Origin of the sequence: Actinomadura madurae, assembly GCF_900115095.1 — a bacterium.
GTDB lineage: Bacteria > Actinomycetota > Actinomycetes > Streptosporangiales > Streptosporangiaceae > Spirillospora > Spirillospora madurae.
Genome location: NZ_FOVH01000011.1, coordinates 191,195 through 212,111, shown reverse-complemented (window position 1 = coordinate 212,111; position 20,917 = coordinate 191,195). Strand labels below are relative to the sequence as shown.

The 20,917-nt window shown below is 70.2% G+C and carries 17 protein-coding genes; 6 read left to right on the top strand and 11 right to left on the bottom strand.

Annotated features, from left to right (window positions below):
• The first annotated feature begins 112 nt into the window (after positions 1 to 112).
• Positions 113 to 1,039, top strand: coding sequence for a LysR family transcriptional regulator (locus BM339_RS50115; RefSeq protein ID WP_075022858.1), 927 nt, complete (start codon positions 113 to 115; stop codon positions 1,037 to 1,039).
• Positions 1,040 to 1,146: 107 nt separating this feature from the next.
• Here BM339_RS50115 and BM339_RS28720 read toward each other — a convergent pair whose 3' ends face one another.
• From BM339_RS28720 to BM339_RS28690, 6 genes are all read right to left on the bottom strand, one after another.
• Positions 1,147 to 2,718 carry an alpha/beta hydrolase gene (locus tag BM339_RS28720; protein ID WP_256255492.1) on the bottom strand — a complete coding sequence of 524 codons (1,572 nt, stop codon included), beginning with the start codon at positions 2,716 to 2,718 and terminating at the stop codon, positions 1,147 to 1,149.
• Positions 2,719 to 2,840: 122 nt separating this feature from the next.
• Positions 2,841 to 3,590 carry a MerR family transcriptional regulator gene (locus BM339_RS28715; RefSeq protein WP_075022857.1) on the bottom strand — a complete coding sequence of 250 codons (750 nt, stop codon included), beginning with the start codon at positions 3,588 to 3,590 and terminating at the stop codon, positions 2,841 to 2,843.
• A gap of 108 nt (positions 3,591 to 3,698) precedes the next feature.
• Positions 3,699 to 5,225 (bottom strand): SAM-dependent methyltransferase, encoded by a 1,527-nt coding sequence (locus BM339_RS47960; RefSeq protein WP_256255505.1) that lies wholly within the window; start codon positions 5,223 to 5,225, stop codon positions 3,699 to 3,701.
• Positions 5,226 to 5,320: 95 nt separating this feature from the next.
• On the bottom strand, positions 5,321 to 5,734 hold the full coding sequence (locus tag BM339_RS28700) for a hypothetical protein (RefSeq protein WP_143118634.1): 414 nt from the start codon (positions 5,732 to 5,734) through the stop codon (positions 5,321 to 5,323).
• A gap of 153 nt (positions 5,735 to 5,887) precedes the next feature.
• Positions 5,888 to 7,447 carry a phytoene desaturase family protein gene (locus tag BM339_RS28695; RefSeq protein ID WP_075022856.1) on the bottom strand — a complete coding sequence of 520 codons (1,560 nt, stop codon included), beginning with the start codon at positions 7,445 to 7,447 and terminating at the stop codon, positions 5,888 to 5,890.
• Positions 7,448 to 7,509: 62 nt separating this feature from the next.
• Complete coding sequence (locus BM339_RS28690) at positions 7,510 to 8,133, bottom strand: TetR/AcrR family transcriptional regulator (RefSeq protein WP_021591789.1); 624 nt, start codon at positions 8,131 to 8,133, stop codon at positions 7,510 to 7,512.
• Between the two features lie 63 nt (positions 8,134 to 8,196).
• On the opposite strand from BM339_RS28690, the gene BM339_RS28685 reads away from it, so the two are divergent.
• On the top strand, positions 8,197 to 8,679 hold the full coding sequence (locus BM339_RS28685; RefSeq protein WP_021591788.1) for a DUF2834 domain-containing protein: 483 nt from the start codon (positions 8,197 to 8,199) through the stop codon (positions 8,677 to 8,679).
• 15 nt (positions 8,680 to 8,694) lie between these two features.
• Here the strand turns inward: BM339_RS28685 and BM339_RS28680 are convergent, their stop codons facing one another.
• Positions 8,695 to 9,648 carry a LysR family transcriptional regulator gene (locus tag BM339_RS28680; RefSeq protein WP_021591787.1) on the bottom strand — a complete coding sequence of 318 codons (954 nt, stop codon included), beginning with the start codon at positions 9,646 to 9,648 and terminating at the stop codon, positions 8,695 to 8,697.
• Between the two features lie 79 nt (positions 9,649 to 9,727).
• Here BM339_RS28680 and dnaE point away from each other — a divergent pair, with 79 nt between their 5' ends.
• Positions 9,728 to 13,303, top strand: coding sequence for a DNA polymerase III subunit alpha (gene dnaE / locus BM339_RS28675; RefSeq protein WP_075022855.1), 3,576 nt, complete (start codon positions 9,728 to 9,730; stop codon positions 13,301 to 13,303).
• On the opposite strand, the gene BM339_RS28670 is transcribed toward dnaE, so the two are convergent.
• Positions 13,300 to 14,313, bottom strand: coding sequence for an NADP-dependent oxidoreductase (locus tag BM339_RS28670; protein ID WP_075022854.1), 1,014 nt, complete (start codon positions 14,311 to 14,313; stop codon positions 13,300 to 13,302). The genes dnaE and BM339_RS28670 overlap by 4 nt on opposite strands.
• A gap of 142 nt (positions 14,314 to 14,455) precedes the next feature.
• Between BM339_RS28670 and BM339_RS28665 the strand changes: the two genes are divergently transcribed.
• Positions 14,456 to 15,166: an IclR family transcriptional regulator gene (locus tag BM339_RS28665; RefSeq protein ID WP_075022853.1), complete on the top strand. Its 711-nt coding sequence runs from the start codon at positions 14,456 to 14,458 to the stop codon at positions 15,164 to 15,166.
• Between the two features lie 13 nt (positions 15,167 to 15,179).
• Here BM339_RS28665 and BM339_RS28660 read toward each other — a convergent pair whose 3' ends face one another.
• The 3 genes from BM339_RS28660 to BM339_RS28650 all read right to left on the bottom strand — a co-directional run bounded on the left by BM339_RS28660 (position 15,180) and on the right by BM339_RS28650 (position 18,567).
• Complete coding sequence (locus tag BM339_RS28660) at positions 15,180 to 16,757, bottom strand: class I adenylate-forming enzyme family protein (protein WP_075022852.1); 1,578 nt, start codon at positions 16,755 to 16,757, stop codon at positions 15,180 to 15,182.
• 69 nt (positions 16,758 to 16,826) lie between these two features.
• Positions 16,827 to 17,408 (bottom strand): nuclear transport factor 2 family protein, encoded by a 582-nt coding sequence (locus BM339_RS28655; RefSeq protein ID WP_075022851.1) that lies wholly within the window; start codon positions 17,406 to 17,408, stop codon positions 16,827 to 16,829.
• 1 nt (position 17,409) lies between these two features.
• Positions 17,410 to 18,567, bottom strand: coding sequence for an alpha/beta hydrolase (locus BM339_RS28650; protein ID WP_218163786.1), 1,158 nt, complete (start codon positions 18,565 to 18,567; stop codon positions 17,410 to 17,412).
• 203 nt (positions 18,568 to 18,770) lie between these two features.
• Between BM339_RS28650 and BM339_RS28645 the strand changes: the two genes are divergently transcribed.
• Complete coding sequence (locus BM339_RS28645) at positions 18,771 to 19,634, top strand: SDR family oxidoreductase (protein ID WP_021591780.1); 864 nt, start codon at positions 18,771 to 18,773, stop codon at positions 19,632 to 19,634.
• The gene (locus tag BM339_RS28640; protein ID WP_021591779.1) at positions 19,631 to 20,839 is read left to right on the top strand and encodes a homogentisate 1,2-dioxygenase; all 1,209 of its coding nucleotides are present in this window, start codon (positions 19,631 to 19,633) and stop codon (positions 20,837 to 20,839) included. The genes BM339_RS28645 and BM339_RS28640 overlap by 4 nt, the downstream gene beginning before the upstream one ends.
• The last annotated feature ends 78 nt before the right edge of the window (positions 20,840 to 20,917 follow it).

The window sequence follows — 20,917 nt, the reverse complement described above, 5'->3', positions numbered from 1 at the left end:
GACCTCCGCCGTGTTCGCCCGATGTTCGGTTCCTGTATGGAATCCCGGCGCGTTATCGCAGGTCCAACACCGTTTTCGCGACGCGGCGATACCAAACTGGTATCGTGAGCGGGTGGAGATCCGGCACTTGCGCTACTTCCTCGCCGTTGCCGACGAGCTTCACTTCGGTCGTGCCGCCCGCGCGCTGCACATGAGCCAGCCACCGCTCTCAGCGCGGATCAAGGACCTCGAACGGGAGATCGGAACCCCGCTGTTCACGCGCTCGCCACGCGGCGTCGCGCTCACCCCGGCCGGCCGGGCCCTGCTGCCCAGCGCCCGCAAGGCCGTGGAGGCGTTCGGCGAGGCCCAGCGCGTCGCCCGCAAGCTCCGAGCCCGCCCCGCCGCCCCGCTCCGAGTCGCGATCACCCCGGACACCACCGCCGCCGCGGTGCGGGGGTTCACCACCGCCGTGCGCCGCGCGAACCTGGCCAGGGTCGAGATCGTCGAGGCCTCCACCGGCGAACAGCTCGACGCGTTGGACCAGGGCAAGCTCGATATCGGACTGCTCCGGCATCCCTTTCCCGAGTCCGGTCTGCACGTCGAGCCGCCGCTGCGGACCCCGGCGGGAGCGTTCATGGGCCGCGACCATCCGCTGGCCCGGCGGGACGCGCTGCGCGCCGCCGATCTCGCCGACTACCCGATCGTCCTCTTCCCCCGCCCGATGGCGCCCGGACTCCACGACGAAACGCTCGCCGCCCTCGCCGCGCACGGCCTGCGTCCAAGCACCGAGATGCCGGTCACGCGCCTGCTCAGCGCGCTGCTCACCACCGAGAACTCCATCGCCATCAGGCAGCCGGGCATGGACCTCTCCGGCGATCTCGTCTGGCTGCCGATCGACGACCTCCAGCTGGCATGGCGAACCTCGGTCGTCTGGCCGCTCCCAGCGACAAGCCTCTCCCTCCCGACCTACGCCGCCGCCCTGTCCGAGGCACTGCTCAGCCACGACCAATGGCGCCCGGAGGCGGGCCCCAGTGATCCAGCCCACCCACTCACGCCTTGATCGCCAAGGCCCCGCGCGCAGTCAGGGTGCCTTCCGTCCGAAGGCACCCTGACGTGAGCATCCACCCGCGGTCATTTGAAGGCGTGCCCGGCGTGCCGGTACCCGGGTCAGAGCTTGCACCGGGCGCCTTCGGCCGGGGATTCGAGGTCGATGAGGTATGCGGCCACGGCCTTGTCGACACAGGCGCTACCGGCCAGGAGGGCGCCGTGCTGCTCGCCCTCGACGGTGAGCAGGCTGCCGCCGAGCGTCTTGGCCAGGTTGATGCCGCCCTTGTGCGGTGTTATGGCGTCGCCCGTGACGGAGAGCGTGAGCGTGTCGGCCAGGCCCTCGATGCCCGTCGCGTACGGATAGCCGAGCGTCGGCTTGATGGGCCAGTGCTCGCAGCCGTCGCGCGCCTCCTTGATCGGGCGGCCGTGGTCGGTGAACGGTGCCGCCTCGAACGCCGCCCGGTTCAGTGCGGTCTCTTGCTTCGGCGTGTGGCGTTCCTCGTCCAGGCAGTTGATCGCCAGGGTCGCCTCAAGCGAGTTGGAGTAGATACCGGCGGGCGTTCGCTCGTGGTAGCCGTCGCGCAGCTTCAGCAGGGTGTCGCCCTTTCCGGCCTTCAGCTCCGCCATGCCCGCGATCGCCGTGGGCCAGACCGTCTTGCTGTACAGCGCGGCCGTTACCCCCTCGACCGCCTGCTCGAACGTCAGCCCGCGTCCGTCGGAGGTCCGCGCGGGCTTGTCGATCAGTGGCCGGACGAGCTTCTGGAACTCCTGGGTGGCGCGCCTGGAGTCGGTGCCGAGCGAGCAGTCCTGCCGGGTGGCGCACGACGCGGCCATGCGCTCGAACGAGGCCTGCAGCCCGGTGAACTGCTGGACGCGCCGCTCGTGGGTGCCCGCCAGCGGGTCGAACGCCCCGTCGAGCACCATCGCGCGGACCTTCTTCGGGAACATCTCCGCATATACGGCACCGAGCCGGGTGCCGTAGCTTGTGCCCGCGAACGAGAGCTTCTCATCACCCAGGGCATGGCGCAGCACGTCCATGTCCCGAGCGACATCGCGGGTGCCCACGTGCGCGAGCACCTGCTTGCCGCCGGAGCGCGCGGCGCACCGCTCGACGAGCCGGCGGGTCTCCTGCCGGGTCCAGTCATCGATCCCGGCGGGGATCGAGGAGAGCTTCGCGCCGCGGTCGCGCTCGGCGTCGGTGTAGCAGTCGAGCACCGGCTTGGAGGCGCCGACGCCGCGCGGGTCGAACCCGACCAGGTCGAAGCGCTCGGTGATCGGCGAGTTCGCCCACGCGGCGGCGGTCAGGGCCGCGTGTCCCGTACCGGGGAAGCCGGGACCGCCCGGGTTCAGCACGAGCGACCCGATCGGCTTCTCGCCGCGCGCGGGCACGCGCAGCAGCGCGATCTCCGCCCGCTCGCCGTTCGGGTTCCGGTAGTCGAGCGGCACCTTGAGTCGCGCGCACTCGGCCGTGACGGCCGGCACGCCCGGCGGCAGTCCCGGATCGCACGGCTCGAACGCCGGCTTCTGCCCGTAGAAGTGCTCCAGGCCGGCGACGGAGCGGGCCGGCTCCGAAGCGTCCCGGCCGGCGCCGGCCAGTCCTGCCTGCCCGCCGACCTGCCCGGCGCAGGCACCGAGCGGCAGCGTCAGCGCCGCGGCCCCCATGGCGACGGCCGAGCTCTTGCGAAAGCGCACGTGCTTTCTCCCATCGTCGGGGTGACGACACCCGCGGACAGCATGGGTTGACAGCCAAAACCATGACGTCGCGTCGGGGTCAACCGAGCCCGCCGTGGCTCGCGGCGACATGGAGTGCCCCGCTACGTTCCCGCTCGCCGTCCGTCGATCACCCGCTCTGCGAACATCTGGTTCGCGCGGTGCTGCTGGTCGTTGAGGATGTGCTCGCCATAGGCGGCGAGCGCCGAGGTGACATCGGCGCCGAACTCGATCTCGGGCCAGTTCTCCAGGAGGGGCCGGTAGTGCGCCGCCATGTCGTCGGCGAGCCGCTCGACGGCCTCGTGCGGGGTGTCCGGACCGAGCTCGGCGAAGCGCCGCACCAGGTCCGCGGTGGCCGGGGTGAAGATGTCGTGCTCGGCCAGGGCACCGGCCAGTGCGGACATGTCGGCCTCGCCGAGCAGGTGGGACAGCAGGACGATCTGCTCGCGCTCGCGGTGCGCCAGCTCGGCGTCGACGTCGGCGATGGCGCTGATGACGGGCCCGAAGGCCGCCAGGTCCGGCGGCAGGTCGGGCATCCCGCCGTGGCCGCGGAGCCCGGCGATCGTCGCCCGCCGGTCGGTGAGCCGCTCGATCTCGGCGGCCGTGCGCCGGTCCAGCTCGCCGAGCAGCGCCCCGGCGGCCCGGGGGTCGTCGAGCACCTCCGGGAGCGATGCGAGCGGGAGGCCGAGCTCGGTCAGGCGGGTGATCCGCAGGAGCCGGACCAGGTGGTGGACGTCGTAGTCGCGATAGCCGTTGGCCGAGCGCTCAGGTTCGTCGAGGATCCCGATCTGGTGGTAGTGCCGCAGGGTGCGGATGGTGACGCCCGCGAGGGCGGCCAGCTCACTGCTGCGCAATGCTCTACTCCTTCGCAAAGAGCGGGAGGGCAGTGTCCCTGCGGGCAGATGAAGGTGACAGATCGAGGACGCGGCGGTCACTTGAAGAGCTGTCGCCATGTGCGGCGATCAATTCTTGCGGGCTATACCACCGTAGAGGAGTTTCTGGCCGATGCTGAGGGCATCGGGGTCGGGGGCCGGCCGGTCGGGGCGCCATAGCGGGATCGGGACGATTCCTGGCTCCAGCAGGTCAAGGCCGTTGAAGTAGGCGTTGATCTCTTCGAGGGTGCGGAACCGGCCGGTGCCCAGCAGCGAGAGGAATTTCTGCTCGGCGTCTACGGCGTCTTGGCTGGAGGCGCAGAAATGGGTGATGAACAGGTAGCTTCCTGCGGGGACGGCTTTCATGAGAATCTCTGTGATGTTCTGGGGGCCTTCATCGTCGTGGAGGTGGTGCAGAATGCCGGTCAGCAGGATCGCGACGGGTTGATCGAAGTCGATGAAGCCGCGGACCTCGGCGTCCATCAAGATGGATTCCGGCTCGCGGATATCGGCTTGCACCACGGTGGTGTAGTCGTTTTCGGCGAGCAGTGCTCGTCCATGGCTGAGGACGATCGGGTCGCAGTCGACGTAAACGACCCTTGAATCTGGCGCCGCGGCCTGGGCGACGTGATGGGTGTTCTGCGCGGTCGGCAGTCCAGAGCCCAGGTCGAGGAACTGCCTGATGCCCTGCCCGACCATGTGCCGGACGCCGCGGCCGAGGATCTGCCGGTTGTAGGTGGCCACGTCGTAGATCTCGGGGATGATCTTGGAGATCTCGGCGACGAAGGCCCGGTCGACTTCGAAGTTGTCCTTGCCGTTGAGCACTACGTCGTAGGTGCGGGCGATGCTGGGCTTGGTGGTGTCGATGTCGTGAGGGAGCGGTATCGCCCCGGGGACGCTGGCCAGGACCGGAGGTGGCGGAGGGTCTTCCTCGCCAAGGAGGCGCGCGAGAACCTGGGGCGCGGTCGGCCGGGCGGCGGGGTCCTTGCACAGGCAGGAGGCGATCAGTTCGCGTAGCGGCCCTTCAAGTCGGCCCAGGTCCGGTGGTTCGTTCAGGATCCGATTGATGACCGCGGGGATGTAGTCGCTGCCGAAGGGCGTTTCGCCGGTGGCGGCGTAGGTGATGGTGCAGGCCCAGCCGAACACGTCGGCAGGTCGGCTCGCTTTGTGGCCGCGGAACTGCTCGGGTGCCATGTAAGCGGGTGTGCCCACCATCTGGCTGGTGGACGAAGGGCCGTTGTCCAGCAGCCGGGCGATTCCAAAGTCGATCACTCGGGGGCCGTCCGGGCCCATGATGACGTTGGTGGGTTTGAAATCGCGATGGACCACCGCTGCCCGGTGAATGGCGACCAGTGCGGTGGCCGTGCCGATCGCGAGCCGTTCCAACTGCCCTCCGGCCATCGGGCCGTGTTCGCTGATCGTCTCTCGCAGGGAAGGGCCGTCGATGTATTCGGTGACGACGTAGGAGACGTCGCCCTCCAGGTCGGTGTCCAGGACCTGCGCGGTGCAGAACCGGTCGACGCTGCGGGCGGCCTGTATCTCCTTGATGAAACGTCGTCGGGCTTGCGGGTTCTCGCTCAGCGACACGTGCGTGTGGGCGTGCAGATGCACGTGCATCTTCACGTGAAGGGCACGCTAGCACCCGTAGCGCGCCTGCCTGACGTACTTAGACAAAGCCCTGATGCGCGTAGAGCGCGGCAAGGGGTCGGCGGTTATCGGGCCAGGAGGGTGGCGATCACGATGACGAGCGCCAGGGCTGTCAGGGGAGCGAGAGTGATGATGGCGAGTTGGAGGAGGCAGCCTCGTTGCTTCACAGTGCCGGGAGCCCCGATGGTGCCTGCGAGGTACAGGGCCGCAGGGCCGCGGTACTCCAGCTCAGATGGCTGCTCAGGGGTGAGGACCGTGGTGGCGACGCCGATCTGGCCGCTTCCCTGTGACACGGCCACGTGCACCGGTTTGTCCGCCGGGATCTCGAACGCCGCCCTGCCCCAACGCTGGTGGTAGTGGGCACCGTCGATACCGACGGTGACGTTCGCCTTGGCGATCACCCCGCGGCGCGTGTGGAGTTGCAGGACCCGCGTCGGGCCGTTGTGATCGCCGGCGTAAGGGACGGGCATCTCGGTCATGCTCGCCATCGCTACCACACGCACCTGCTCCCGAACCACCCCGCGCGCGCTTGCGCGTCAGTGGCTTGGTGGGACCGTCGGCCACCGCACGCCCCTGACACACCAAGATCGCCGTTCGACTGGCTTGGCCCGATTTCACTCCGGCGGCGCCGGTCAGCTATTCGTGAGGGCTGCTCGGGCGGCGTTGTAGCCGGGGATGAAGGTGATCCCCGGGCCGCCGTGGCAGCCTGCGCTGCCCAGGTAGAGGCCGTCGATGCCGAGCGGCTGGTCTGCGTAGCCGTTCGGGCCTGGACGGTTGGGGCCGATCTGCTCGGGGTGGAGCAGGCCGTGGCAGTAGTCGCCGCCCGGCGCCGCGAACATGGTGCCCATGTGGCGTGGCGTGAACGTGGTGTGCTTGGTGATGCGGTCGGCGAAGTCGGGCGCCAGGCGGCTGATCTTGTCGATCACGCGCCGGCCCATCTCGGTCTTCAGCCGGGCGTAGTCGGCGTGGTCGGTCTCGATCGGGAACCACAGGGAGAACGCCGACGCCGCGTGCTTGCCCGGCGGCGCCAGGTCGGGGTCGTGCGCCGAGGGGATCTGGAACGCGATGGCCGGGTCGTCCGGCACGATCCCGCGACGGCAGTCCTCCCACTGCCGCTGGAGTTCCTCCGGCGTGCTGAACAGGCCGATGGCCGCCTGCATCGCAGGGTCGTTGAGCAGCTCGTAGGGTGCCGCGAACTCTGGCGCGCCGTCCAACGCGAAGTGCATCTGGACGTAGCTGCCGCGGTGGTCGACGTGTGAGAACCGCTGGCGTACGTCGGCGGACACGGCGCCGGGCGAGACCAGGCGGGTGATCGTCAAGTCGGGGGCGACGCAGGAGACGACGATCGGGGCGTCGAGCGTGGATCCGTCCTGGGTTCGGACACCCACCACGCGGCCATCGGCGATGCGGATCTCCGTCACCTCGGTACGGAGCCGCAGCTCTCCTCCGGCGGAGGTGAAGAGGTCCTGGAGATGCTCGGTGAGCGCTCCGATGCCGCCCCGCGGCTTCTTCATCAAGACCGCGTTCTGGTCGGGGACGGCCAGACCGAACGCCAGGGCCGCGGCGCTGCCCGGCGTCGCCGGGCCGCGGTACGTGGTGTTGACCGCGAGGAAGGCGAGCATCCCCCGCAGCGCGCCGTGCTTGTCCTTGTCGGGGAGGTAGCGGTCGAGGACGTCGGTGACCGATCCGAACAGAAGGTCGGTGATGCTGGACCGCTCTAGCTCATCGGTCGCGCAGGCGTACATCTCGTCCAGCGTCTTCGGTGGCAGCCCGGCGTCGAAGCGGCCCAGTGCCCGGGCCGGTGCCTGGCTCCAGGCCACCAGCTCGGCCATACCGTTGACGACCTCGGTGCCGTGCACCTCGTTCAGGTGGGTCATCAGCCGCATCGGGTCGGCGTAGTAGACGACCGGGTCGTCACCGACGCCCCGCATCGACACCGACATGACGTCCAGGTCGATGGTGGGCACCGCGTCCAGGTCGAGCGCGCGGCTGACCGTCGCGGACGTCGGGAACTGCAGCGAGCCCGCGATCTCGAACTTGTAGCCGTCGAACAGTTCCACGGTGGAGGCCATTCCGCCGGCGTACCGCTTGGACTCCAGGCAGACGGTGTTCAGGCCTGCCTGCTGCAACAGGGCGGCCGCCGCCAGCCCGTTGTGCCCCGCGCCGATGACGATCGCGTCGCGGTCTCGCATTGCGCCGCCTCCCGGGTTCCGTTGGCTTCCTCTCAGGAGGCTGGCACGCGCCCTATGTTTCGTCAATAGTGACGAAACATGCCGTCGACCATCCCGCCCTCGATCGAGGAGAGCGCGGAGTGGCACAGCTCGGCCAGCTCGGCCAAGGACCGCTCGTCGCGCAGCATCCAGACCTCCATGGCCCCGAAGACCGCGGCGGCGATGCACCGTGCGGTCACCGTGACGGCGAGGCGCTCGCCGAGCGGCGCATCGCCTTCGGTGGCCGTTCCGCGGGACAGCCGCTCGGCGACGGCCTCGGCGAAGTCCGACTCGACCTGGCGGATGTGCCGGACGATCTGCCCAGGGTCGAGGGCCTCGGCCCGCAGCGCGGCGATCTGCGTGACGGCGTCCACGTCGTACGGGAAGGCGAAGATGGCCGCCCGCACCGACTCGATGATGGGCTCGCCGTCCGGACGCGCGGCCAGAGCGCCGCGGAACCAGTGCAGGCCGGCGTCGTAGTCGGCGAAGAGCAGATCGTGCTTGGACGTGAAGTGGCGGTAGAAGGTCCGCAACGACACCCCGGCATCGGCGGCGATCTGCTCGGCCGAGGTGTCCTCGACGCCCTGGGCGAGGAACCGGACCAGAGCGGCGCGCCGGAGCGCCTCTCGGGTGCGTTCGCTGCGCGCCGTCTGCGCCGACCTGGCCATGATTCAGAACCTACCTGTTTCGACAATATTGACAAAACTGCGGGGCGGGGTGACGCTGGCGAAATGGTGTCGCTCATCGTCCACGCCGTCCTGGGCGTCGCGGTCGTCTGGTTCCTCGTCGCCTCCAACCCGCAGATCTTCCGCCGTCCGGCGACAGGTCCCGCGGTCTCGCCACTGGAGTGCGTCTACTACGTCATAGGCATCGCGTCCATCGCGGTGGGCTGGTACTTCAACATCCGGTTCGTGAACGAGTACGCCGACGGCAACGTCAATCCGATCTGGGGCGACGGCAGTTGGGCACAGTACGTCGAGCTGATGTTCACCAACCCCGCCGCGAGCTCCGCCGGCCAGGACTACACGATAGGCAACGTGATCCTGCTGCCGCTCATGACGATCATCGACGGCCGCCGGCGCGGCATCGGCCGCCCGTGGCTGTTCTTCGTCTCCAGCCTGTTCACCAGCTTCGCGTTCGCCTGGGCCTTCTACCTGGCCACCCTCGAACGGCAACGCCGCCTCGCGCGATCACCCGCACCCGCCAACGCATGACCTGACTCGCGGGGCCTAGCGGGGCGCGGTGAAGCGCGGGTGGTCGGTGGCGGGGAGCCATTGGTGGGGCGGGTCGTAAGGCTCGTAGTTGGCTCGGATGTGGCGGGTCAGCTGGTCCAGGGCCGGGTGCCGGTAGGTGCGCGGGTGGAGTAGGGACCAGGGGTAGACCGGGGTGGGGTTGACCAGCGGCATGCGGACCGTGTCCGGGTGCCATTGGATCCGCGACCGTTCTCCGACGATGCTCGCGAGGCCGCCCGAGGCGACGTTTCCCACGAAGTGTTCGTAGCCGAAGTCCGGTCCGGTGGTGTCGATCTGGATGCCGAACGCGGCACCGAGGAAGCGGTGGTATTCGGCCCACTCGCTTCCTTCGGCATTGCCGGGCATCCACACGGTGGCGCCGGAGAGCTGGGCCATTTCCACCTGGCGCAGGCCGGCCAACGGGTGGTCGCGGCCGACCAGGAGGTGCGCCGGTTCCAGGTAGGCCGGCAGGGACACCAGTTCGTCGTCCAGAGCGCCCGTGACCCGGCAGAACGCCGCGTCCACGGTGCCGCGGGCGAGTGCGCCCGGCGCCGACCTGAGCCCGTTGGACGTGATGATCTCGATGTCCACGTCCGGGCAGGCGTCGTAGAACCCGCGGACGAGGTCGATGGCGGCGGTGCGGGTGTCCAGCACGTCGACGCGGAGCGCGCGGCGCCGGTCTCGGAGCACCGCCAGCGCCTGGTCGGCGGTCCCGACCAGGGCGCGCGCGTGCGGGAGGAAGATCCGGCCGTCCTCGGTCAGCTCGGCGCCGGTGCGCCGCCGGGCGAGCAGTCGCACCCCGAGGGCCGCCTCGAGGGTGGCGATCCGCTTGGAGACGGCCTGCTGGCTGATGCCCAGGCTGATCGCGGCCTCGCTGAAGTAGCGGTCCTCGGTGATGGCGACGAACGCCCGGACCGCGGCCAGATCCAGATCCGCCGCACCTGCATGCACAACCGACGATTGTGATGAGGTGGCGTGTCGATTGTTGGACACTGCTGTTCGCTCTCCGGTCGAATGCACGGGCTCGCGGATGAACCTACAACCGGAGGGCGTGGTCGTCGTGGGGTCGTTCGTGCATCTCCACGTGCACACCGAGTACAGCATGCTCGACGGCGCCGCCAAGATCGGCCCGCTGCTGGACGAGGTCGTGCGGCAGAAGATGCCCGCGGTGGCGATGAGCGACCACGGCAACGTGCACGGGGCGTACGAGTTCTTCCACGCGGCGGCCAAGGCCGGGGTGAAGCCGATCATCGGTATCGAGGCGTACGTCGCGCCGGCGTCGCGGTTCCACAGGCAGGCGGTGTACTGGAGCGAGGATCTCGCGCTGCGCCGGTCCGATGACGAGACCGGCGCGGGCGGTGACGTGTCGGGACGCGGCCTCTACACGCACATGACGATGTGGGCCACCGGCGCCGAGGGGCTGCGGAACCTGTTCCGGCTCCAGTCGCGGGCGTGGCTGGAGGGCCACGTCCAGAAGTATCCGCGGATGGACGATGAACTGCTCGCCGAACACGCCGCGGGCATCGTCGCCACGACCGGCTGCCCCTCCGGCGCCGTGCAGACCCGGCTCCGGCTCGGCCAGTACGACCAGGCCGTCGAGGCCGCCGCGCGCTACCGCGACATCTTCGGCAAGGACGACTACTTCCTCGAACTGATGGACCACGGCCTAGCCATCGAACGGCGCGTCCGCGACGACCTGCTGAGACTCGGCAGGTATCTGGACCTGCCGCCCCTCGCCACCAACGACTCGCACTATGTAACCGAGGACCAGGCCGCCGCGCACGACGCCCTGCTGTGCATCGGCACCGGCAAGCAACTCGCCGACCAGAACCGGTTCCGGTTCTCAGGGTCGGGCTACTTCGTCAAGAGCGCCGACGAGATGCGAGCCCTGTGGGATCGGGAGGTGCCCGGGGCGTGTGACACCACGCTGATGATCGCCGAACGCGTCGGCGACTACGGGGAGGTGTTCGCCCCGCGCGACCTCATGCCCAAGTTCCCCGTCCCCGACGGGGAGAGCGAATCGTCGTGGCTGCGCAAGGAGGCCCTGGCCGGAGCCCGGCGCCGCTACGACGGCGACCCGCCGCGGGACGTCCTGGACCGCATCGACTACGAGCTGTCGGTGATCGACGGCATGGGCTTCCCAGGGTACTTCCTCGTGGTCGCCGACATCTGCCGGCATGCCCGCGCGAGCGGGATCGGCCTCGGCCCGGGACGCGGGTCGGCGACCGGGTCGATGGTCGCGTACTGCACGGGGATAACCGAGCTGGACCCGATCGAGCACGGGCTGATCTTCGAGCGGTTCCTCAACCCCGAGCGGGTCACGATGCCCGACGTCGACCTCGACATGGACGACCGCCGCCGCGACGAGATGATCGACTACGTCACCGCGAAGTACGGCGCCGACCGGGTCTGCCAGATCGTCACCTTCGGCACGATCAAGGCCAAGGCTGCGGTGAAGGACGCCGGCCGAGTGCTCGGCTACCCCTACGCGCTCGGCGACCGGATCACCAAGGCGTTCCCGGCCGCGGCCGGCGGCAAGGAGATCCCGCTGGCGGCCGTCCACGACCCAGGCGATCCCCGCCACGGGGAGGCCACCGAGCTGCGGACGATGTACGCCGAGGACCCCGACGTCAAACGGGTCATCGACACCGCCATGGGCGTCGAGGGCCTGACCCGCGGCACCGGCGTCCACGCCGCCGGCGTGATCCTGTCGTCCGAGCCGCTGATCGACGTGCTCCCCCTGGTCAAGCCCAAGCAGGACGGTCCGGTCATCACCGGGTTCCCGTTCACCCAGGCCGAGGAGATGGGCCTGCTGAAGATGGACTTCCTCGGGCTGCGCAACCTCACCGTCATCAACGACGCGATCGCGGGCGTCAAGGCCAACAAGGGCGTCGACATCGACATCCTCAAGGTCCCGCTGGACGACACCAAGACCTATGAACTGCTCGCCCGCGGCGACACCCTCGGCGTCTTCCAGCTCGACGGCAACGGGATGCGGACCCTGCTGCGGCTGATGCGTCCCACCGAGTTCACCGACATCGCGGCGGTGTCCGCTCTGTACCGGCCGGGACCGATGGAGATGAACGCCCACACCAACTACGCGCTCCGCAAGACCGGCAGGCAGAAGGTCGAACCGATCCACCCCGAGCTCAAGGACGCGCTGGAGCCCATCCTGGGCGACACCTACCACCTGGTGGTCTTCCAGGAGCAGGTCATGGCGATCGCCCAGCAGCTCGCCGGATACTCGCTCGGCGGCGCCGACATGCTGCGCCGCGCCATGGGCAAGAAGAAGAAGGACGTCCTGGACGCCGAATGGGGCAGGTTCTCCGCCGGCATGCGGGACAGCGGCTTCTCCGACGAGGCGATCAAAGCCGTCTGGGACGTGCTCGTCCCCTTCTCCGGATACGGCTTCAACAAGTCCCACACCGCCGGTTACGGCCTCGTCTCGTACTGGACGGCCTACCTCAAGGCCAACCACCCCGCCGAATACCTCGCCGCGCTGCTCACCTCGGTCGGCGACGACAAGGACAAGATGGCGGTCTACCTGGCCGACTGCCGCCGCCTGGGCATCAAGGTGCTGCCCCCGGACGTCAACCAGAGCGAGCTGGACTTCACCGCCGTCGGGCACGACATCCGCTTCGGCCTGGGCGCGATCCGCAACGTCGGCGCGGGCGTCGTCGACGCCATCGTCCGCACCCGCCGGCGGGACGGCGCCTACACCGGCTTCAACGACTTCCTGGCCAAGGTCCCGCAGAGCGTCTGCAACAAGCGCGTCATCGAGTCACTGGCCAAGGCCGGCGCGTTCGACGCCCTCGGCCACCGCCGCAAGGGCCTGGTCATGGTCCACGAGCGGGCCGTCGACGCGGTCGTCGACCTCAAGCGCAACGCCGCCCACGGCCAGGACTCCCTCTTCGGCGCGTCCACCGAGGCCGCGGAGATCCTCACGGTCGAGGTCCCCGAGCAGGAGTGGGAGACCGGCACCCTGCTGGCCTTCGAACGCGAGATGCTCGGCCTGTACGTCTCGTCCCATCCCCTGGACGGCGCCGAACCCGTCCTCGAAGCCCACCGCGACACCACGATCGCCGACCTGCTGGCCTCCCCGCGTGCCGACGCACCGGTGCGGGTGGCCGGGATCATCTCCAGCGTGCAGCGCAAGGTCACCAAGCAGGGCAACCCCTGGGCGATCATCACCGTGGAAGACCACGACGCCGCCGTCGAGTGCCTCGTCTTCCCCAAGACCTACACGCTCTACGGGCAGACGCTGGCCGAAGACCGCGTGATCTCCGTCCGAGGGCGCACCAATATCCGCGACGAGACCCTCAGCGTGTACGGCGAGGACATCACCACCCTCGACCTTTCCCGGACGGCCACCGAACCGCCCGTCGTCCTCCACGTCCACGAGGATCGGCTGACCCTTCAGCTCGTCCGAGACCTCAGACAGATCCTCACCGCCCATCCCGGACGGGCTCCCGTTCACCTGCACCTGCACCGCCACGGCCCCAAGAGCGTCCTCTTCGACCTCAGCCCCTACCAGGTGAACCCGGGCCCCGCCTTCCACAGCGAGATCAAGGCCCTGCTCGGCGCCAAGGCCCACCCCCAGGGTTAGGCCGGATCATCGGAGAGGCGGACCAGCATCTTGCCGCGGTGGCCTCCCTTCAACATCAGCTGGAACGCCTCCACGGCGTGACTCAGCCCCTCGATCACCGTGACTCTGCTGAGCAGCCTGCCCTCGTGCATCCATTTCACTGCTTCGGCCACGAACCCTTCGTAGTGCGCCAGGTGTTCGCGCACGGTGAAGCCCTCCATCCGCAGCCGCTTGGTCAGGACGTAGATCAGATTCCCGGGGCCTTTCGCGTCATCGGGGGCGCCGTACGCGCTGCTCGCGCCGCACACGGCGATGCGGCCGTGCGGGCTGATGACGTTCAGGGCCGCCTCAAGGTGATCGCCGCCGACGTTGTCGAAGTAGACGTCGAATCCGCCGGGGGCGACGGCGTCGAGAGCCGAGGACAGGTCCTCGGTGTGGTAGTCGAACGCCGCGTCGTACCCCAGCTCGCCGGTGAGGTAGGCGAGCTTCTCCGCGGACCCCGCGGATCCGGTCACGCGGGCGGCGCCGAGGATGCGCGCGATCTGGCCGGCGGCGGTGCCCACGGCGCCCGCGGCCCCCGAGATGTAGACGGACTCACCGGCGCGCAGCCCGGCGATGTGCCGGAGGCCGACGTAGGCCGTGAGCCCGGTCATGCCGAGCACGTCCAGGTGGGCGGTGAGCGGGATGCCCGGGGACGAGGGCAGCACGCGGAGCTTGTCCGAGGAGATCAGCGCGTGGTCCCGCCACCCGTAGCGGTGGGAGACGACGGTACCGGGGGACAGGGCGGGGTCGGCCGAGGAGACGATGACGCCGATGGCGCTCCCGTCCAGCGCGTCCCCGATCTCCCAGGCCGGGTACGTCGGCAGCTTCGCCATGCGCACGCGCATGTAGGGGTCGACCGACATCAGGACGTTGCGGACCAGCACCTGGCCGGGCGCGGGATCGGGAAGCCGGACCTCGACCTCGCGGAAGTCCTCGGCGACGGGGTCCCCCTGCGGACGCCGGGCCAGGTGGATCTGGACGGCCTTCATCGACCCTGCTCCTATGTCCGTTAATCGGGTTGTAGAATCCGAATAGTAGTGTGCTGTTCCCCGAGGCATCGGCCGGACGCGACGTGGGCCGGGAGCCGGGGCGACCTACGAATGTCGGACACGCACGGGTGAGGACGGCCGGATGCCTGAAGTCTCCAAGACGACGGACGGGGCGCTGAACATCTTGGAGTACCTCGGCGACCGCGGCGGCACGACCATCGCCGAGGTGGCGCGCGACCTCGGCCTCTCGCGGACGGTGGCGTACCGGCTGCTCAGCACCCTGGAGGTGCGCGGCTTCATCCGCCGGACCGCGGGCGTCTACCGCCTCGGGCCCAAGCTCTTCGCGCTGGCGCAGCACGTGGAGTGGGCCGTCCGGGACGCCGCGCACTCCCACATGGCGACGCTCGTCGACAGCCTGCGCGAGACCGTCGTGCTGGTGGTCCGCGACCGCTGGGAGTCCCTCTCCGTTCACCGGATCGTCAGCCGGGACCACATCGTCCAGGTCAGCTACCCGCCGGGGCTGCGGCACCACATCCTCGCGACCGGGTCCGGGAAGGTGATGGCGGCCTTCGGCGACGAGGACGAGCTGCATCACCTCGTCGGGGACGACCGGGCCCTGGCTTCTGAGCTGGCGCGGATCCGCAGGCGGGGCTACACCTCGGGTAACGAGGAGAACCAGAGCGGGCTGTGGGCGCTCGCGGCCCCGATCAGCTCGATCGACGGTGTCGCCGCGAGCGTGGCCGTCTACACGCCCACGGACAAGGACCGGATGGCGGCCGTCAGCAAGGCGACCGACCAGGTGGTGGCCGCCGCCGAGGCGATCAGCACGCAGCTGACCTCCGCGGAGGCGTGACGGCCGCCTCGGCTCAGCCCTGCCCGGCCGCACGGTCCGCCGCTCCCTCCGGCCCGGACGGCGGGAGCCCGGCGAGCTTCGCGGCCCGGTCGCGCAGGTCCGCCTTGGCCACCTTTCCGGACATCGTGCGCGGCAGGGGATCGGTCGTGAAGGAGAAGTACTTCGGGATCTTGTAGTCGGCCAGCTCGTCCCGGCACAGGGCCAGCAGCGGATCGGGGCCGAGCCCGGCGTCGTCGGTGACGACGATCGCGGCCGGGACCTCTCCCCACCGGTCGTCGGGCACGGCGACGACCGCCGCCTCGCGCACCCGCTCGTCCAGCAGCAGGACGCGCTCGATCTCGCTCGGATACACGTTGAGACCGCCCGACAGGACCATGTCCTTCTCCCGGCCCATGATCGTCAGGTAGCCGTCGCCGTCGAGCAGCCCGAGGTCGCCGGTGTGCAGCCATCCGCCGGCGAGCGTCTCGGCGGTCGCGTCCGGGTCGCCCCAGTAACCCGACATGATGCTGGGGCCGCGCAGGCAGATCTCCCCGACCTCGCCGGGCGGGAGCGGAGCGCCCTCGGCGTCCCGGATCGACAGGTCGGTCCCGAAGTTCACCACCCCCGCCGAGCCGGCCTTGCGCTCGAAGTCCTCCTGGGGAAGCGAGGTGCCGACCCCGGAGCTCTCGGTCATGCCATAGCCCTGGCCGATGGGGATCCCGCGGTCCTCGTACCTGCGCAGGGTCGCGGCGGACGGCGGCGCCCCGCCGGCCTTGGCCACCCGCACCGTGGACAGGTCGGCGCCGTCGAACCGGTCCAGTGCCGCCAGCTGCTCGAACACCACCGGCACCGCCGGGAAGACCGTCACGCCGCCGTGCTCCAGCTCGGCCAGCGTGCGGGACGCGTCGAAGCGGCGGTGCATGACGAAGCGCGCACCGCTGTAGTACGTCGGCGCCCACGTCGCCATGATGCTGCCGGTGAAGGCCAGCGGCAGGACCAGCAGGCAGGTGTCGAACCGGGTCATGGTCTCGGTGATCGAGAACGAGGTCGCCGCGGCGATGGCGTTGCCGTGGGTCAGCACCGCTCCCTTGGGCCGGCCGGTCGTGCCCGAGGTGTAGCAGATGAACACCGGGAGGTCTTCGGTGGAGGTGACCCGGGACAGCAGCTCACGCGAGTCCGTGCCTTCCCGGGTCAGCGGCGCGGCCCAGTCCGGGGCCGCCTCCTCCCGCCAGTAGACCCGCAGGTCGTGCCGCTGGGCGAGTTCCTCGGACCGGTCGGCGAACGCCTGGTCGGTCAGCAGCGCCGACAGCCCGGCGTCCTCGACGATCCAGCTCAGCTCGGGCGTGGTGAGCCGCACGTTGAGGGGGACGACGATCGCGTCCAGGGCCGCCGCGGCGAGGATGGTCTGGATGACGCCCGCGCCGTTCTCGCACAGGTACCCGATCCGGTCGCCGGCCGCCAGCCCGCCGTCGCGCAGCTGGTGCGCGACCGCCTCGACCGAGTCGGCGAGCCCGCGCCAGGTCAGCGTCGTCCCCTCGCATTCCAGGGCGACGGAATCGGGCGTGCGGGAGCTCCAGTAGGCGAGGCTGGCGGTGAGCCGGGGCCGCGACATGGTCGTCCTTCCAGTCGGGTGCGGACGGTCGGGTGTGGGCAGTCGGGTATGGACAGGGCGCGCCCGGCGTCACCCTGACCGGGCGGCGCGAAAACGCTCGATGGTGGGCGTGGACAGGTCGGTGTCGTTGTACTTCCCCCGCGCTTGGAGGGGGACCGAGGCGAGGATGCCGTCGGACGCGGGCTGGAGGTGCCGCCATTCGGAGGCCACCCGGCGCCGCGCGATCTTCCAGGCGCCGTCGCGAAGCTCCCAGCGGTCCAGGTAGCGCCCGCCGGCGAACAGATCGTAGGGGCTTCCGGTGCCGCCGAACATGCCGCCGAGCGGCGCGTCGGCCCGGACCCGGTGGTAGGCCGTGATCAGCGCCTCGGTGTCGGCCGCGGCGCCGTCGAGGGAGATCAGGATGTTGCCGACCTGGTGATGCGTCGCGTCCAGGGCGACCGCGAAGAGCTCCCGGCTGCTCTCCATCGCGTCCCGCCAGTGGTTGTCGGTGCCGATGGACGACACCCACCAGGTCGCGTCGGGGTGGAAGACCTGGTCAAGGAGGTCCCACCGGCGCCGGTCGACGCAGTGGGCGTAGAGGTGGAAGCGGTCGGTGATCTCCGCACGGGCCTGGAGCGCCTCGGTGGTGTACTGCTCGGCCTGGCTGGTCATGTCATGCCTCCGAAGTCCGGGGATGGGCGTCGATCCAGTCGTCCAGCGCGGTGACCAGCCGGCCGATCTGCTCCGGCTGGCCGTGCAGGTAGTGGCGTCCCCCGGCGATGGGGACGAGCTTCTTGTCGTCGTGCGCGACGGCGTCGTGCAGCTCCCGGGCATGGGAGGGGAAGCAGCTCTGGTCGGCGGTCCCGTAGACGACGAGGACGGGCGCGCGCACGGTGGCCAGCAGGTCGGGGCCGTGGCCGTTGCTGCGCAGGCGCGACCACTGGGAGAGCCAGGCGCGCACCGTGGTGAAGTGCCCGAGCGTCGCGGGCTGGAAGTTCGCGTTCCAGGGGTCGCCCCAGAGGGTGCCCGGGACGCGGTCGTTGGGGTCGAGTGCGAGGTCCAGGTGGCGGGGGTCGGCGCAGACGCCGTGGACGGCGAAGGGCAGGTCGTGCACTCCGCGGTCGGCGAGCTCGGCCAGCCGCGCCTCCGCCCAGGCGGTGATCCGATCGTTGCGCCGGCGCTGCTCCAAGCGGTAGCGCGCCAGCCATGCGGCGTCGTACGGCGGTCCGTGACGGTCGTCGAACATGTCGAGATCGGGGTCGCGGTCGAAGGGCGCGCGCTCGTCGTGGACGGCCGGGTCGAGCGTCTCGGTGAGCAGCTGCGAGCGGCCGGGGTGCGCCATCGCCAGGACGAGCAGGTCGGCCGGAGGCAGGTCGGCCCGGGTGAGGTCGGGCCCGCCCCCGCACGGCGACGCGGTGATCGTGGGCCGCTCGGCCTGGTTCTGGTACATCGCGGCGAGGGCGCCGCCGCCCGAGTTGCCGAAGAGCACGATCCTCTCGTAGCCCTCGTCCCGGAGACGGCGGACGACGGCGCCGACGTCCACCGCGCAGTTCTCCAGCAGCAGCGCGGTGTCGTTGCCGATGTAGCGGGTCGACATGCCCACGGCGTCGTGCCCCGACTCCGCGATCGCCGCGAGCGCGTAGTGCCCCATGAAGTTCGAGGACGGGTGCAGGACGACGACCGCGGTGCCCGACCGGCGGCCGGGGACGGCGCGGTGCCGGACGCACCAGAGCGTCCCGGCCAGCCGGGCGACGCCCGAGTACACCTCGTTGGCCGAGGCCGTACCGGACATCGGAACGGCCAGCAGTTCCCGTTCCGCCGGCACCGCCACCCCCTGAAACTCCGTTTTTCGGAGCGTAGTATCCGAATATGAGGTCAGCATGGGCGGGGCCGGCCGCGGGTGTCAACCCCCGCCGGCCGTCCGGTCGGGCCGGGTGTTGACAGCCGGCCGGGTTGCGGCCGATGGTAGATCTGCAACCGATTAACGGAGCTAAATCTCCGTTCTTCGGATGATACTGCTCGGGAAGGAGCCGGATGAGCCGACCGACCGCGCTGGTCACCGGGGCCGCACGCGGCCAGGGACGCAGCCACGCGCTGGCCTTCGCCGAACGCGGGATGCAGGTCGCCCTGCTCGACGTGGCCGCCCCCGTCTCCCCCCTGCAGTACAAGCCCAGTACGGCCGGCGACCTCGACGAGACGGCCCGCCTGGTCGAGGTCGCCGGCGCTCCCGTCCTGCGCGTGCACTGCGACGTGCGGGACGGCGAGCAGGTCGGCGCCGCCGTGGACGCCGTGCTGAAGGAGTTCGGGTCCATCGACGTCGCGGTGCTCAACCAGGGCATCTGGAGCACCGGGCCGTTCTGGGAGATCACGGAGGAGCGGTGGACGGCGACGTACGACGTCAACGTCCACGGCACCTGGCGCCTGATGAAGGCCATGGCCCCGGCCCTCATGGAGCAGCGCGGCGGCAGCGTCGTCCTCATCGGCTCGACCTCGGCCACCGTGCCGACGTCCGGCTACGCCCACTACGCCTCGTCCAAGGCCGCCCTGGTGCAGCTGGCGAAGATCTTCGCGCTGGAACTGGGCGGGTACGGCGTGCGGGTCAACTCGGTGAGCCCCGGCCTGGTGAACACGCCGATGATCCACTTCCAGGACGTCTACGACCGCGTGCGGCCCGGAGCCTCGCGCGAGGACTTCCAGCGCGCCGCCTACGCGACGACCGCCCTCGCCGGACGGGGCCACCTCGACCCCGCCTCGGTCACGGCCGCCGTCCTGTGGCTCTGCTCGGACGCCGCCCGCGACATCACCGGCACCGACCTGATCGTCGATGCGGGCAACCGGCTGCTCCCCCGGCGGAACCCGAACCCGACGATCCCCGGCGAGGCGGAGGAGCCCCGATGACCTACTACATGTCCGTCGGTGATGTTCCGCGCAAACGGCACGTCGCCTACCGGGGCGACGACGGGCGCCTGCTGTACGAGGAGATGATCGGCGAGGAGGGCTTCTCGTCGACCTCGTCGCTGCTCTACCGCCGGAACATCCCGTCCGCGATCGCCCGCTCGGCGACCTGGGACCTGACCGGGACCGCGCTGCGCGAGAACCGGCCGCTGATCCCGCGGCACTTCGACCTGCACGCCCTGTTCCCGGGCGGCGCCGGGCGGGACGTCGTCCGGCACCGGCGGCTCGTGCTCGGCAACGACGACGTGCGGATCTCCTACGTCGTGGCCGGCGAGACCTCCCCGTTCTACCGGAACGCGCTCGGCGACGAATGCGTGTTCATCGAGGACGGGACGGCCCGGCTGGAGTCGGTGTTCGGTTCCCTGGACGCCGGTCCGGGCGACTACCTGGTCGTGCCCCGGGCGACGACCCACCGGTGGGTGGTCCCACCGGACGCCGGACCCGTCCGCGCCTTCTGCATCGAGGCGACCTCGCACATCACCCCGCCGGCCCGGTACCTGTCGAAGTTCGGCCAGTTCCTGGAGAGCGCGCCGTACTGCGAGAGGGACCTCCGGGTCCCCCGCGCACGCCTGCTGGCCGAAGACGTGGGCGAGGACCCCGACGCCGAGGTCGACATCTACATCAAGCACCGCGGCGCCGGCGGCATCGGCGGCAGCGTCCACACCTCACCGCGTCACCCGCTCGACGCGGTGGGCTGGGCCGGCGGCCTGTACCCCTACGCCTTCAACCTGCGGGACTTCGAGCCGATCAACGGCCGGGTGATCGAACCCCCGCCCGCGCACCAGGTCTTCGAGGGCCGCGCCTTCGTCGTCTGCAACTTCGTGCCGCGCAGGGTCGGCTACCGCGAGGGCGCCGTGACGGCGCCCTACTACCACGCCAACGTGGACAGCGACGAAGTGATGTTCTACGTGGCCGGACGGTACGAGGCGCGCGGCGGATCCGGCGTGCGCAACGGCTCGGTCACCCTCCACACGTCGGGCCATTCCCACGGCCCCCAGCCGGGTGCCTACGAGGCGTCGATCGGGGTCGAGGAGGTCGACGAGACCGCCGTCATGATCGACACCTTCCGCCCGCTGCTGCTCGGCGAGGGGGCGCTGGAGTCGGACGACGGCGTGTACCTCACCTCCTGGCTCGACCGGGCGGACTGAGACCGCCGGACCGAGACCGCCGGATCGAGACCCCCGGGACGCGGGGCCTCCCAACCGACAACGCTGCGAACAGGGAGC

Excerpts from the sequence above, each read along its gene's own strand:
- BM339_RS28655 (WP_075022851.1), bottom strand. The coding sequence starts at position 17,408 with ATGACCAGCCAGGCCGAGCAGTACACCACCGAGGCGCTCCAGGCCCGT.
- BM339_RS28645 (WP_021591780.1), top strand. The coding sequence starts at position 18,771 with ATGAGCCGACCGACCGCGCTGGTCACCGGGGCCGCACGCGGCCAGGGA.
- BM339_RS28670 (WP_075022854.1), bottom strand. The coding sequence starts at position 14,313 with ATGAAGGCCGTCCAGATCCACCTGGCCCGGCGTCCGCAGGGGGACCCC.
- BM339_RS28640 (WP_021591779.1), top strand. The coding sequence starts at position 19,631 with ATGACCTACTACATGTCCGTCGGTGATGTTCCGCGCAAACGGCACGTC.
- dnaE (WP_075022855.1), top strand. The coding sequence starts at position 9,728 with ATGAACCTACAACCGGAGGGCGTGGTCGTCGTGGGGTCGTTCGTGCAT.
- BM339_RS28665 (WP_075022853.1), top strand. The coding sequence starts at position 14,456 with ATGCCTGAAGTCTCCAAGACGACGGACGGGGCGCTGAACATCTTGGAG.
- BM339_RS28695 (WP_075022856.1), bottom strand. The coding sequence starts at position 7,447 with ATGCGAGACCGCGACGCGATCGTCATCGGCGCGGGGCACAACGGGCTG.
- BM339_RS28660 (WP_075022852.1), bottom strand. The coding sequence starts at position 16,757 with ATGTCGCGGCCCCGGCTCACCGCCAGCCTCGCCTACTGGAGCTCCCGC.
- BM339_RS47960 (WP_256255505.1), bottom strand. The coding sequence starts at position 5,225 with ATGCACGTGCATCTGCACGCCCACACGCACGTGTCGCTGAGCGAGAAC.
- BM339_RS28700 (WP_143118634.1), bottom strand. The coding sequence starts at position 5,734 with ATGACCGAGATGCCCGTCCCTTACGCCGGCGATCACAACGGCCCGACG.
- BM339_RS28685 (WP_021591788.1), top strand. The coding sequence starts at position 8,197 with ATGGTGTCGCTCATCGTCCACGCCGTCCTGGGCGTCGCGGTCGTCTGG.
- BM339_RS28690 (WP_021591789.1), bottom strand. The coding sequence starts at position 8,133 with ATGGCCAGGTCGGCGCAGACGGCGCGCAGCGAACGCACCCGAGAGGCG.